This window comes from Lutibacter litoralis (assembly GCF_014646675.1).
In the GTDB taxonomy this organism is placed as follows: Bacteria; Bacteroidota; Bacteroidia; order Flavobacteriales; family Flavobacteriaceae; genus Lutibacter; species Lutibacter litoralis.
In genome coordinates this window covers 99444-113075 of sequence record NZ_BMNS01000007.1, presented here as the reverse complement: position 1 = coordinate 113075, position 13632 = coordinate 99444, and the positions used below count along the sequence as shown (strand labels likewise).

Genomic DNA, 13632 nt, shown 5'->3' with positions numbered 1-13632 from the left:
AATGAACATAGAAAATATAGGCTTTGAAACTATTAATTTGGGGCACGGAAGTGGCGGAGAACTAACTAGAAATTTGCTTGACAAGATAATTTTTAAAACGTTTAGCAATCCTTATTTAGATCAAAAACATGATGGTTCCATTGTTAAATTTGAAGGCGAAATAGCAATTTCAACCGATAGTTTTGTAATTACACCAATATTTTTTAAAGGCGGAAATATTGGAGAATTAGCAGTACATGGAACGGTAAATGATGTTGCAATGTGTGGTGCAATTCCAAAGTACTTATCATTGGCTTTTATTATTGAAGAGGGGCTAAAAGTTTCAGAGTTTATAGAGATTGTACAATCTATAAAAAAAGCTGCTGATGAAAGTGGAGTTCTAATCATTACTGGAGACACCAAAGTTGTTGAACGTGGAAAAGGAGACAAAATATTTGTAAATACTACAGGTTTTGGTGAAATGCATCCGATGGCAAATATATCAGTTCATAATATAAAGGAAGGTGATAAAATTTTAGTGAATGGATTTATTGCGCAACACGGAATGGCGATTATGAGTGAACGCGAAGGATTAGAATTTGAATCTACCATAGAAAGTGATTCAACCAATTTAAACTTTTTAGTAAATGATTTATTAGATACATTTGGCAAAAAAATAAAGCTTTTTAGAGATCCCACTCGTGGTGGTTTAGGAACTGTTTTACACGAAATTGCCAACGATATAAATAAAGGGGTCTATTTAAAAGAGACAGCTATTCCTGTAGAAAAACAAGTTGCTGCAGCCTGTGAAATGTTAGGGTTGGATCCAATGTATGTTGCAAATGAAGGTGTATTTTTGGTAGTTGTTGATCCAAAGATAGAAAATGAGGTTTTGGAACTAATGAGAACTCATAAAAAAGGAAAAAACACCGCTGTAATTGGAGAATTTACTAATGAACACCCGAAAAAAGTTGTAATGGAAAGTTTAATTGGAGGAAAACGAATTGTGAGTCCGCTAGTTGGAGAGCAATTACCTAGAATTTGTTGATCCACTAATCCCAAAGGGAAATTTTAAACCTAACAGGTTTTTAAAAACCTGTTAGGTTTGTTATAAGTTTTAATTATAAAGAATATCTTCAACTTCTATTTTTTTATCATTTATAAAATCGTAAAGTGTAAGTTGCCTTAATACGTAGTAATCAATCCAAAAATCTTGTAAAGAATTTAAATACCGCACCATAGCTTGATCTTTTTTCTCTTGACTTATATTTAAATCTGTAATAGTTACTTTTCCAAGAAAATACCTTTTTTTAGTTATTTCGTAACTTTTATCGGCTATTTCTTTTGCTTTTTGTGAAGTTGTTAAAAAATCTCTTTTGCTCGACCAATTTAATACGTGTAAATATATTTCCTGTTCAAAAGCTTGTTTATCTTGTTCTATATTATTGTTTGTTAAATCTAAATTGGCTTCTGCCATTTTACGTTCAGATTTAGAAACTCCCCAATCAAAAATAGGAATCCCTAAATTTAAGGATACAAATTGTTGCTTGTTATAATTGTTAAATAAATTATTAAAATCATTATCGTTTTGCGAAATTCCCAAATTAGCAATAAGACTCATTTCTAGCTTGTTACTTCCCTTAGCTCTAGCTAATTCACTTTCTGCTTGCAGTCTTTTTCTTCTAAATTCAATAACTGCTTTTCTGTTAGACTGTGCTTCTTCAATAGCTTTTTTTACATCCACATTAAACAGTGCTAACTCATCTGGAACTCTTAATTCTAAATTTTCATTCTCTAGTTCTAAATAACGTGTAATTTCTTGAGATGATCGCTTTAGCTCTATGGTATTTGTAGTTACCTGATTTTTAGAATTTAAAAGTGATAATTCCATTTGTAATAATTCGTTCTCAGCAATTTTACCATTTTTAAAACGACCTTGTGAAATTTGGTATAACGTATCTTTATTTGATACATTTTTTTCAGAGAATTTTAACTGTATTTGAGCTTTTAATAATCTAAAATACCGCCTGCAAGTTGTTATCGAAATTTGTTCCATGTTCTCGATAAAATCTCTTTTAGACTCTTCGTAAATTAAAGGTTCTATTTGTTTATCCCATTTAAATCTATTGTAGAAAAGTGAATTTTGACGGTATCGAATAGAAAATGGCACCACAGAATAATTTGTAATATTATTATTGCCATAAAGATCTACTTTTTCTAAATTAGAATAAAGTGAAAAAGTACCACCTGTAAAAGCAACATTTTGAGATACCGACAAACCTGCAGCTAATAATAGTTGATTTTGATTCACAAAAACATCTTGTCCAGCATCGTTGGTTTGTCTTCTGGTAGAATTACTAAATTCTGGCAATGTCGCATCCAATCTCAGTTGTGGCAAAAAACGTGCTTTGTAGTTTCTAAAACGCCAATAACTTGCCTGATTTCTATTTAAATTGGTTTTGTATTCTGGCGACTTTTTTTGTGCTATAGTAATAGCATCGGCAAGCGTTATTTTTTTTGATTGAGAAAATGTAATTATTGAAAACAGGCCAATAATTATGAAGAGAATTATTTTTTTCATATTTTTTTATTCAGATCTTAAAGCTTCAATAGGTCTTTTTTTAGTAGCTGCTTTTGCAGGAAAAATCCCAAAAATTAATCCAACGGAAACTGCAATAAAAAAGGATAATGCTATTGAACTTAGGGTTATTATAGTTTCAATTCCAGAAACTATTTCAATTATGTATGCTCCTAAAACCCCTATAATTATTCCTATAACTCCTCCACCTACACTAATTAGTACAGATTCGGATAAAAACTGTAAAATTACATCGCCTTCTGTAGCTCCAATGGCACGCATAATTCCTATTTCTTTGGTGCGTTCTAATACAGAGGCTAACATAATATTCATAATACCAATACCACCAATAAGTAATGAAATACCCGCAATTAAGCTTAATACAATATTAAATATCTGTTTTGTTTTTTGTTGCTGTTTTAGAAGTTGAATTGGAATTGATATTTCAAAATCCAATTGATCGTTATGTCTTCGTTGTAGCATTTTACTTAAAACCTCTGCTGTTGATTTAAGTTCGTTAGAATTGGTAACTTGTACAATTAATTTATCAATTTGATGATAATTACCTCTAAGATTACTTCCATTAGGTCCGCCTTGGTTTCCTCCATACCTTCCAATGTTAGTATTTTTTTTACGGTTATTATAACGTACTAAAAAGGTTTTAATAGGTACATACACATCTTGGTTTAAATCTCTTATACCTAAATTTTCTTGTGCTTTTTCCGAAATTAGTTTCTCTTCTATAACCCCAACAACTTGAAGCCAAACATCTTTTACTTTAACGTGTTTACCTAATGCGCTTTCTCCTGTAAATAATTTTTTTTCCACTTTTTTACCAATAATGCAAACTGGTAAAGAATTTATGTGTTGGTAATCCGAAAAGTTATTCCCGTTTTCTATATGGATATTTGAAGCTTCAAAAAAAGAATTGGAAACACCAACTAATTTAACAGCATTTTGTTTTCCGTTATTAATAATATAGGTGTCTAAAATAATTTCTGAACTCACAAGTTTCACACTCGGTATGTTTTCTTTTATACTATTAGCGTCCAAAACATCAAGACCTTTTGAAAACCGTTTTCTATCATTTTTATCACCTTCATTTTCATCGATTTCAGTAGTGCCATCATCTATAATTGGCGTAATAACAATATTATTTACACCTACTAGTTCTAGCTGTGCTAAAATTTCTTTTTCAGCACCATTTCCAATAGCCAACATTGTTATTACAGAGGCAACTCCAAAAATAATACCTAAGCCTGTTAAAAAAGTTCTAACTTTATTGGTTTTAATAAACCAAAATGCTTGACTAAAATTAGTCTTTAATTTTTCTAAAAGTATATTATCTATCATAATTTATTTCAAGAGTGTTATACTTTTAGCATCCAAATCTTGAGGTTTATTTAAATAAATAATATCGTTTTCTTTTAAACCTTTATTTACAATAACTTGATCGTTGTTAGTGAGTCCTAATTCTACTTGTTTTTTTTCAATAGAATATCCAGATTTTACATAGGCATAACTAATTGAATCTTGAGAAAAGATAGCTTCTAACGGTGCAATTAAAACATTTTCTTTTTGATTAATTAAAATTTTATTAGAGGTTGTCATACCTGGTCTAATATTTTTATCGGTTTCGTTTAGTTTAATTAAAACCTGAAAAAGTTTAATATCTGATCCATTGTTACTTTCACCAATGTTAGCAACATCGGTAACTTCACCCTCTAATTCAATATCTGGAAATGCATCAAAACCTATAGTGGCTTTTAGTCCTTTTTTTATTTTTCGTATATCAACTTCATTGCTGTAGGTTCTAGATTCCATTTTAGATAAATCTGGCAGACTTGCAATTGCAGGATTCCAAGGAGAAATAACGGATCCTATTTTCTTTTTACTATTATTTCGTTCTTTAATATAAGTAACCATACCTGGATCTTCAGAATAGATGGTGAATTGTTTTTGTAATTCGGTTAGCTCTTTAATTTGATTTTCTATTTTTAACACTTGATTCCCAACACGAATCATTTTAGCATCTGCCTGCCTCTTTTTTATAAAATAATCTGCTTTTTTTTCTGTTAATTCACGTTTGGTTTTTTCAATCTTGTTTTCTAACGATCTAATTGCAGCTGGAGATTCGTAAGCAGAACGTTGCAACTCCAGTTTGTCTTCTTCAATATTAAATAACAAATCTTTAATACTATTCCGTTCTTGTTTTAAAGATAAAGTCGTGTCGAGTTGTTGAGTTGTAAACCTAGATTGTGCATCTTCAAGATTTATTTCATAGTCTAAAATTTTTCTATTTATTTCAGAAACATCAAGTTTTCCAATGTATTCGCCCGTATTAACTATAGTGCCTTCGGGAACTAAATCTTCAATTTTTATTTCATAAATCCCAAAACGTCTAAAATTACTCGGCCCTTTAATTTCTTTAGAACTTGTAGATTGCGCTTCACCTGATATATACACCTCATTTACAAAAGTACCTTTTGTAACTTTTACTGTAATTGAAATATCTTCATTAGATGTTTTATTATAAAAAGTATAGGTGATAATTAAAATGACTAATCCACCAATTAAATAGGCTAGTTTTCTTTTACTCATAACAATTTTTAAAAGTGAATTTCAAATTTACTAAAAAATACTTGTTACAATAGTTAATTAGTGTTAAAAAGAAGCCACAAAAACAACTTTTAATTCTGAAATTAATTGTTGCTCAAAAGATTAATTAAATTATTATCTGACTTGAAATACAGCCAATTTATAACTATTTTGTTAATTTGCAATTGTCCAATAAACACCAACTACAAGGGCAAACAAACCACCGGCAAAACGAATTCCTTTAAAAAAGGTTTCGTTATGGTCTTTTTTTGAAAAATCTGAGATTCTTCCAATAACAATTGCAAAAGAAATCATTGCAAGCAAGGTTCCTATGGCAAAACCAATTATATATTTTGAAGAATCAAGCATAGAAGTAAATCCAATTACAGGTAAAAAAAGTAAAAAATGAGCAATTCCAGCCAAACCGTGAATAAAACCAACAGATAAAGAAGCAATATTTCCTTGTTTTAAATTTGGATGAGTATGATTGTGTGTGTTCTCACTCGTATGAATATGCTCATGTTTATGAATTACAGGATTATTTTTGGTATGAACATGGGTATGTTTATGGTGTTTTTCAGATTTAAATATTCTTAAAAAAATCCATAGTCCCAAACCAATCAATATGATACCTACAAATTGTTCACTATGTTCAGATATTTTTTCAATAGGAATTAATTCTTTAAAAAATAAAAATAAAACTCCTATAAATAACATTCCTAATAAATGTCCTACACCCCAAAACAAGCCAACTTTCCAGGCTTTCTTTTTACTTTCAATTGCAAAAGGAGTAACCGCTGCCAAATGATCTGGTCCAGCAAGAACATGCACCATTGCAGCAATAATACCGGCAAATAAAGGGAAATTCAACTCCATAACGATTTAGGTGTTTAGAACATTAAAAATACTAAATTTTAATAAAACAACTTAATTTCTTTTCCTTTTATTAAATTTTAAAATTTAGTATCTAAAAAGCAGTAGCGCTATACTTTTGGCTGTATAAATGTTAAAAAAATAATTTTGTATTGTTTTATTTTTGAAAACTATAGTATAGGAAGTGTTATAAAAGAAAACCACCTCATTTTAATGAAGTGGTTAAATCTAAACAATTTGAATATAAATTATTTAATGGTCAATGGCATTGTATATTTCTTAAACTGTTTTCCAGGATTTGCAATTACTTTTTGATTTAAATTTTTTCGAATATAATTTAATATATTTAAATCTTTTGAATCTACATCTAGCACAACTATTTCACCTTCTGAACTAAAAGTAAATGTTATTTTTACTGTAATTTCTTGATAAATAGGAAAATCTGGAGTATTTATTAATGCTACAATCTCATCCCTCATATCATTTACAGAATCATCTGTATTAATGTTGTTTGCAAATAACCCTGCTGATCCAATAAATAATGCTAAAGCTAATAATTTTATTTTTTTCATAATTGTAAGTTTTGTTTTGTTTTTAGTAATTAATATTTGTTTTGTTTATAAACTATATCTTCTATAGTTTCCCCAACTTGCTCTTTTAGTATTTTTGAAGCTTAATGAATTAAATTTTGATTTGCTTAAAGTTGTCATAATAATAAATTTTTTATGTTAGTATACGTAAATGACGTTTGTAAAATTATATTGTTACACTACTATGCATAACAAAGTAGCAATTTAACGAATCTTTAACAATTGTAGAAAAGCTTAACGTTTTATTAAGGGGTATATAAGGCTAAGATTTATTCATTTAAATTATCAAGTGCATATAATGCAACTATATCGCATAAAAAAAGAGTTACATCTCTGTAACTCTTACTATATTTTTAGATTTGAAATTCCTTTTTACGATTGCTCAAACAGAGTAATCATATCTTCTTTAGAAAAAAAAGTGCTAACACCAAAAGAATTCGTTTGTAAATTATTCTGCCTTATTTTCACCATTTTTACTCCTTTTAAACTTTTGTATTCAAGCTTAATTATAGTATCGTTAATTGCTTTAACTATAACTAAATGGTCTTTTGTATTATTAAACCCATCTATAATTATATTGTAAAAAGATTCTATTTTAGGGAATAAGAATAGATTATTTTCTCCTGATTTAATATCAGAATACAATAAGGAGTAATTAGATGCATTTTTAATTAATTTAATAGAGTGCTTTCCATTTTTAACAATTCCCAACTCTTGGCCCTTTGCATAACTGGTTAAAAAAAGAAACACAACAATTAAAACAATTCTCATAAATAGATTTAAAAAAACCTCACTATTTCTAGTAAGGTTTTATATTTTGCTCCCCCTCTTGGACTCGAACCAAGGACCCTCTGATTAACAGTCAGATGCTCTAACCAACTGAGCTAAGGAGGAATGCAATTTGCTTTTGCGAGTGCAAATATACAAGCTTTTCTTATTTTTGCAATTTTTTTTTAAAAAAATTTGTGCTTTTTTTTTACTAATTTTTATAAAAGTTTATAAACACTTGTAAATTACATTTTTAGCAATTAAAAAAAATACTATTTTTATCTACTTTTTATTAATTATCATAAATAAAGTATCATAAAAATCACTTTTATTATGGAATTCCTTAATTTTTATTAATTCTATAATAATTTATAAATTAACTTAATTAAAATGATAGTTTTAGTAAAAGTTGTATTTTTGTCGGGATAACTAAAACATAGACTACTAACATAAAATATGGATAAATTTTCATTTTTAAATGCTGTACATACAGAATTTATAGCCGATTTATACGACCAGTATTTAATAAATCCTGATAGTGTAGAGACAAGTTGGAGAAGTTTTTTTCAAGGATATGATTTTGCAAATGAAAACTACTCATTAACAGATGCCAAAGTTCAAATTCCGGATAATGTATATAAAGAGTTCAAGGTAATTGATTTAATTAATGGTTACAGAACACGTGGACATTTGTTTACTAAAACAAATCCCGTAAGAGCCCGCAGACAATATACGCCTACCCTAGATATCGAAAATTTTGGTCTTTCCGAAAACGATTTAGATACAGTTTTTGATGCTGGTAGTATGATTGGATCTGGTAAAAATACACTTAGAAACATCATAAAACACCTAAAAAATATTTATTGCGATTCTATTGGTGTTGAATATATGTATATTCGAAATCCAGAAGAAATAAAATGGCTTCAGAAACAATTAAATAGAAACTCAAACCACCCAAATTATTCGGTCGACTCTAAAAAATATATTCTTCAAAAATTAAATCAGGCCGTTACTTTTGAAAACTTTTTACAAACCAAATATGTGGGGCAAAAGCGTTTTTCATTAGAAGGTGGAGAAACTTTAATCCCTGCAATAAGTTCTGTTATTAGAAATGCTGCCGAAGTTTATGATGTAGATGAGTTTGTTTTGGGTATGGCACATAGAGGTCGTTTAAACACATTAACAAATATTTTTAGAAAACCTATTCGCGATGTTTTTAGTGAGTTTGAGGGTAAAGATTTTGAAGACAAAACCATAGATGGGGATGTTAAATATCATTTAGGTTTAACTATTAGCAAAACTTTAAAAAATAATAAGGAACTAAAAATGAACCTAGTTCCAAACCCTTCACATTTAGAAACTGTTGGTCCAATTGTTGAAGGTATCACACGTGCTAGAATAGACAAAGCCTACGGAGGAAATAATTCAAAAATTCTACCAATTATTGTCCATGGAGATGCGGCAATTGCCGGACAAGGCTTGGTTTATGAAGTAACACAAATGAGTAAATTACCTGGATACTCAACTGGTGGAACTATTCATATTGTTGTAAATAATCAAATTGGTTTTACCACCAATTATTTAGATGGTAGGTCTAGCACCTATTGTACCGATGTAGCCAAAGTTACATTATCTCCCGTATTACACGTAAATGCCGATGATGTTGAAGCTGTTGTACATGCAACAGAAATGGCCTTAGATTTTAGAATGAAATTTAAGCGTGATATTTTTATAGATTTATTAGGTTATAGAAAATATGGACATAACGAAGGTGATGAACCTCGCTTTACACAACCAAAATTATACAAAGCTATTGCTAAACATAAAAATCCAAGAGATATTTATGCGCAAAAATTAATTGCTGAAGGTACCATTGACGCTGCCTTTTTTAATAATAGTATTGCCGAATTTAAAAACTTACTAGAAAAAGAGTATCAGCTTTCTAAAGAAGCCGAAACTTCTAAGGTTAGAGAATTTATGCAAGATACCTGGGAAGATTTTGACCGACACAGGTTAGATGCCATGTTATTTTCTGAAGATACAAGTTATGAGAAAACTAAATTGCAAGAAATTTCAAAAATCGTTTCTACAGTTCCAGAAGGTGTAAAATTCTTAAGAAAAGCAGAGCGTATTTTAAGAGACAGAAATAAAATGATTTTTGAAACCGATAAAATTGATTGGGGAATGGGCGAAACTTTAGCTTATGGTAGCCTCCTTCAAGAAGGGTTTGATGTTCGTATTTCAGGGCAAGATGTAGAGCGTGGTACGTTTAGTCATCGCCACGCTATTTTACGTGATGAAATTTCTGAAGAAAGAATAAATTTACTGAACACCATTAGCGATAATCAAGGACAAATGTATATTTATAACTCATTGTTATCGGAATATGGCGTTTTAGGATTTGATTATGGATACGCCATGGCAAATCCAAATACATTAACTATTTGGGAAGCTCAATTTGGAGATTTTAGCAACGGAGCACAAATTATTTTCGATCAATATTTATCGGCTGCGGAGGACAAATGGAAACTTCAAAATGGTATTGTGATTTTATTACCTCATGGCTATGAAGGGCAAGGCTCTGAGCATTCTTCTGCACGTATGGAACGTTTTTTACAATTATGTGCCATAGATAATATGATTGTTGCAGATTGTACAACGCCTGCAAATTTTTACCACCTATTGCGTCGTCAAATGAAACGCAAATACAGAAAACCACTTATTGTATTTACACCAAAAAGTTTATTACGCCATCCTTTAGTTACTTCATCTTTAGATGAATTTGCAAATGGAAGTTTTCAAGAAGTTATAGATGATACAATAGCCCCAGAAAATGTAACTAAATTAGTGTTTTGTACTGGTAAATTTTATTATGATTTATTAGCAGAAAGAGCAACTTTAGAAAGAAACGATATTGCATTTGTAAGAATTGAACAACTGTTTCCGTTACATTTAGATAAATTACAACAGATAATTGATAAATATTCAAACGTAAAAAACTATGTTTGGGCGCAAGAAGAACCTGAAAATATGGGTGCCTGGAGTTATATGTTGCAACGTTTTAGATTGGTGCATTTAGAAGTGGCCTCACAACCATTTTATGCTGTACCTGCAGCAGGTTCAACCGCACGTTTTAAAAGAAGACATCAAAGAATATTAGATAATATATTTCAAACTAACGAATAAAAAAATCGTCAATAATAGACTAAAAAATTAACAACATGATTTTAGAAATGAAAGTTCCCTCTCCGGGAGAATCAATCACAGAAGTAGAAATTGCAGCTTGGCTTGTTGAAGATGGTGATTATGTTGAAAAAGATCAACCCATTGCTGAAGTAGATTCAGACAAAGCAACCTTAGAATTACCTGCCGAAGAAAGTGGTATTATTACTTTAAAAGCCGAAGAAGGTGATGCTGTAGAAGTTGGAGCAATTGTTTGCTTGATTGATATGGATGCTAAAAAACCCGAAGGCGCATCAACAACTGAAACTCCAAAAGAAGTTGAAACTCCAAAAGTTGAAACGCCACCAAAAGAAGAAAAAACCACCTATGCAAGTGGCCTTGCCTCTCCTGCAGCTAAAAAAGTATTAGCTGAAAAAGGAATTTCCACTTCAGAAATAAAAGGAACAGGAAAAGATGGTCGAATTACTAAAGATGACGCCGTAAAAGCGGTTCCAAGTATGGGAACTCCTACTGGTGGTTCTCGTGGATCCGAAAAAAGCAAACTTTCTATGTTACGTAGAAAAGTAGCTGAGCGTTTAGTTACCGTTAAAAATGAGACCGCAATGCTTACTACGTTTAACGAAGTAGATATGAAACCTATCTTTGATTTACGTAAAGAATTTAAAGAAGATTTTAAAACTAAACATGGTGTTGGATTAGGTTTTATGAGTTTCTTTACTTTAGCTGTTGTTAGAGCTTTAAAAATGTATCCAGATGTAAACTCTATGCTAGATGGAGATTATAAAATTTCACATGATTTTCAAGATATTTCTATAGCAGTATCTGGTCCAAAAGGGTTAATGGTTCCTGTTATTAGAAATGCTGAAAATCTAACTTTTAGAGGTATTGAAAGCGAAGTGAAACGTTTGGCTATTAGAGCTAGAGACGGACAAATAACTGTTGATGAAATGACAGGTGGTACTTTTACTATTACTAACGGTGGCGTATTTGGCTCAATGCTATCTACTCCAATTATAAACCCTCCTCAAAGTGGAATTTTAGGAATGCATAATATTGTAGAACGGCCTGTTGCTATTAATGGCGAAGTGGTTATTAGACCAATTATGTATGTGGCTCTATCTTATGATCATAGAATTATTGACGGAAAAGAATCTGTTGGTTTCTTAGTAGCCGTTAAAGAAGCGTTAGAAAATCCAATTGAAATATTAATGGAAAATAATCCTAAAAAAGCTTTGGAGTTATAAAATCCAATTCATATAACGTTAAAAATAAAAGCCGGACTATTTGTTCGGTTTTTTTTGTTTTATGATTATTGTCATTCTTATTTAGACTTAATAAAAATAAATTTGTGAAAGTTTATTATATCTAGAATGAAAAAATTATTACTGCCCCTATTTGGACTATTGCTGTTATTTAATTGTCCAACTTCTTCTGCCCAAACCGTTGAAGCTTCTTCCTCAATAACTAAAAATATTTTACAAATTGAACTTGAATCTGTTTACACAATTCAAAAAGAAAATAATTCAACCATAAAATATTGGAGTATTCCAAGCGCATTGTTTAGATTTGGATTAACTGATGGTATAGAACTTCAAATTAATACACCAATAATAAAAGAGGAACTTTGGGAAAATGATCATTTAGTACATTCTTTAAATAAATTTGATGATGTGCAAGTAGGATTTTCAGTAAATTTATGGAAAGAAAAAAACTTGTTTCCAGAAGCATCGCTAATGTTGAGAGCTATTTTACCAACCGATTCAAACTTTAAAATTGATAAATTTGGAAGCTTAACTTCACTTAACTTTTCCAATTTCATATCTGAAAAACTAATCTTAACTTATAATCTTGGATTTGTTTTTGAAACTGACAATTCAAAATCTGCATTTTACATTGCAAATTTAACTTTTGCTGCTTCATCAAAATATCATTTTTATGCAGAATCTTTTGGAGATTTTGCTAACAAAGAATTTACGTCATTTAATGTTGGGACTGGACTTGGCTTTAATTTTAATGAACAATTAACGTTTGATTTGTCTGTTGCAAAAGGAATTAACCACAGTCTGTTTTATGTTGGTGGTATATTAACTTATGCATTAAACACTCAAAAGAATCAATAAAACCTAGATAAAAATTAACTCAAAATCCACATTCGTTAAAAAATATGTACTTATAATATTATTATTTCATTTATTATCTTTTTATTGCCTTTTTATTTAATTATTGATAATTATCATGATTTAAGAAGCCTTATAAATTTAGCTTTGCGCTTATGTTTTAATTTAAATAAAAATGAGACAAATAATAGTATTATTTTTACTAATAATGAATTTAATATCATTTAAATCACAAGGACAAACTGTTATTTATTCTAATAAAGTTGAAAAAGATATTTTTCAAATAGAACTTTATTCAGATCAAACTATTCAACATCAAAACTTAGAAAAGGCAGTATATTGGTCTTTACCAAGTGCCTTATTTAGGTTTGGTCTATCTGATAGAATTGAACTACAACTTGTAACTCCATTTACTTTAGAACAGATTTATAACAACAACAATATCGAAACAAATCATTATATGAATTCAACGCAAGTTGGAGTTCTTATAAACTTAATAAAACAACAAAATGCAATACCAGAAATCTCTTTTACATATAGATCTATAATCCCATTTAAAGAAAATACAGTTGAAACAATATCTCATCTTGTTTCTCTCAATTTTTCGAATAAAATATATCAAGATTTTAATGTAAATTACAATTTAAAATACAAAATAATACCAGAAACATCTGACATAAAACAAGTTGTAATTAATTTAGGTTACAATATCTCTTCAAAATCTCAACTTTTTATTGAAAGTTCTGCTGAATTGATTTCAGATGAAATTGCTTCAAATTTTATTACTGGTGGCTTATCTCATACATTAAGGAAAAATTTATACTTAAATCTCTATTACGGAAACTGTTTAAAACAGAATACTTCTTTAGCTGGTGGAATATTAACTTGGCGATTTAATACAAAAAAAGTTAATAGTTAAAATCAGTTTCAAAATAAAAATAGCCTA

11 protein-coding genes and 1 tRNA gene are annotated in these 13632 nt (G+C 29.6%); 5 read left to right on the top strand and 7 right to left on the bottom strand.

Translation table 11 applies throughout. The annotated features are described in order from the left end of the window. Position 1: 1 nt before the first annotated feature. Entirely contained in the window at positions 2-1027 is a 1026-nt protein-coding gene (hypE, locus tag IEW75_RS12055) for a hydrogenase expression/formation protein HypE (RefSeq protein ID WP_134248978.1), read from the top strand. A gap of 69 nt (positions 1028-1096) precedes the next feature. Here the strand turns inward: hypE and IEW75_RS12050 are convergent, their stop codons facing one another. The 7 genes from IEW75_RS12050 to IEW75_RS12020 all read right to left on the bottom strand — a co-directional run bounded on the left by IEW75_RS12050 (position 1097) and on the right by IEW75_RS12020 (position 7512). After that, on the bottom strand, positions 1097-2560 hold the full coding sequence (locus tag IEW75_RS12050; RefSeq protein ID WP_134248979.1) for a TolC family protein: 1464 nt from the start codon (positions 2558-2560) through the stop codon (positions 1097-1099). Positions 2561-2566: 6 nt separating this feature from the next. Next, positions 2567-3910, bottom strand: a complete 1344-nt coding sequence (locus IEW75_RS12045; protein ID WP_134248980.1) for an ABC transporter permease — start codon at positions 3908-3910, stop codon at positions 2567-2569. 3 nt (positions 3911-3913) lie between these two features. Then, positions 3914-5158, bottom strand: coding sequence for an efflux RND transporter periplasmic adaptor subunit (locus tag IEW75_RS12040; protein WP_134248981.1), 1245 nt, complete (start codon positions 5156-5158; stop codon positions 3914-3916). Positions 5159-5329: 171 nt separating this feature from the next. Beyond that, positions 5330-6031, bottom strand: coding sequence for an urease accessory protein UreH domain-containing protein (locus tag IEW75_RS12035; protein ID WP_134248982.1), 702 nt, complete (start codon positions 6029-6031; stop codon positions 5330-5332). A 245-nt stretch (positions 6032-6276) separates the two neighbouring features. Beyond that, positions 6277-6600 carry a hypothetical protein gene (locus tag IEW75_RS12030; protein WP_134248983.1) on the bottom strand — a complete coding sequence of 108 codons (324 nt, stop codon included), beginning with the start codon at positions 6598-6600 and terminating at the stop codon, positions 6277-6279. A gap of 390 nt (positions 6601-6990) precedes the next feature. Then, positions 6991-7389 (bottom strand): hypothetical protein, encoded by a 399-nt coding sequence (locus IEW75_RS12025; RefSeq protein ID WP_134248984.1) that lies wholly within the window; start codon positions 7387-7389, stop codon positions 6991-6993. A gap of 49 nt (positions 7390-7438) precedes the next feature. Continuing rightward, a tRNA-Asn gene (locus IEW75_RS12020) sits at positions 7439-7512 on the bottom strand. 330 nt (positions 7513-7842) lie between these two features. Between IEW75_RS12020 and IEW75_RS12015 the strand changes: the two genes are divergently transcribed. From IEW75_RS12015 to IEW75_RS12000, 4 genes are all read left to right on the top strand, one after another. Next, positions 7843-10572: a 2-oxoglutarate dehydrogenase E1 component gene (locus IEW75_RS12015; RefSeq protein ID WP_134248985.1), complete on the top strand. Its 2730-nt coding sequence runs from the start codon at positions 7843-7845 to the stop codon at positions 10570-10572. A 35-nt stretch (positions 10573-10607) separates the two neighbouring features. Beyond that, complete coding sequence (gene odhB, locus IEW75_RS12010; protein ID WP_134248986.1) at positions 10608-11813, top strand: 2-oxoglutarate dehydrogenase complex dihydrolipoyllysine-residue succinyltransferase; 1206 nt, start codon at positions 10608-10610, stop codon at positions 11811-11813. A 126-nt stretch (positions 11814-11939) separates the two neighbouring features. Further along, positions 11940-12689 (top strand): transporter, encoded by a 750-nt coding sequence (locus IEW75_RS12005; RefSeq protein WP_134248987.1) that lies wholly within the window; start codon positions 11940-11942, stop codon positions 12687-12689. A gap of 172 nt (positions 12690-12861) precedes the next feature. Beyond that, a complete protein-coding gene (locus IEW75_RS12000; protein ID WP_134248988.1) occupies positions 12862-13605 on the top strand; it encodes a hypothetical protein in 744 nt (247 codons plus the stop codon). Positions 13606-13632 lie beyond the last annotated feature (27 nt).

Excerpts from the sequence above, each read along its gene's own strand:
- IEW75_RS12000 (WP_134248988.1), top strand. The coding sequence starts at position 12,862 with ATGAGACAAATAATAGTATTATTTTTACTAATAATGAATTTAATATCA.
- IEW75_RS12040 (WP_134248981.1), bottom strand. The coding sequence starts at position 5,158 with ATGAGTAAAAGAAAACTAGCCTATTTAATTGGTGGATTAGTCATTTTA.
- hypE (WP_134248978.1), top strand. The coding sequence starts at position 2 with ATGAACATAGAAAATATAGGCTTTGAAACTATTAATTTGGGGCACGGA.
- IEW75_RS12005 (WP_134248987.1), top strand. The coding sequence starts at position 11,940 with ATGAAAAAATTATTACTGCCCCTATTTGGACTATTGCTGTTATTTAAT.
- IEW75_RS12045 (WP_134248980.1), bottom strand. The coding sequence starts at position 3,910 with ATGATAGATAATATACTTTTAGAAAAATTAAAGACTAATTTTAGTCAA.
- IEW75_RS12035 (WP_134248982.1), bottom strand. The coding sequence starts at position 6,031 with ATGGAGTTGAATTTCCCTTTATTTGCCGGTATTATTGCTGCAATGGTG.
- IEW75_RS12025 (WP_134248984.1), bottom strand. The coding sequence starts at position 7,389 with ATGAGAATTGTTTTAATTGTTGTGTTTCTTTTTTTAACCAGTTATGCA.
- IEW75_RS12050 (WP_134248979.1), bottom strand. The coding sequence starts at position 2,560 with ATGAAAAAAATAATTCTCTTCATAATTATTGGCCTGTTTTCAATAATT.
- IEW75_RS12030 (WP_134248983.1), bottom strand. The coding sequence starts at position 6,600 with ATGAAAAAAATAAAATTATTAGCTTTAGCATTATTTATTGGATCAGCA.
- odhB (WP_134248986.1), top strand. The coding sequence starts at position 10,608 with ATGATTTTAGAAATGAAAGTTCCCTCTCCGGGAGAATCAATCACAGAA.
- IEW75_RS12015 (WP_134248985.1), top strand. The coding sequence starts at position 7,843 with ATGGATAAATTTTCATTTTTAAATGCTGTACATACAGAATTTATAGCC.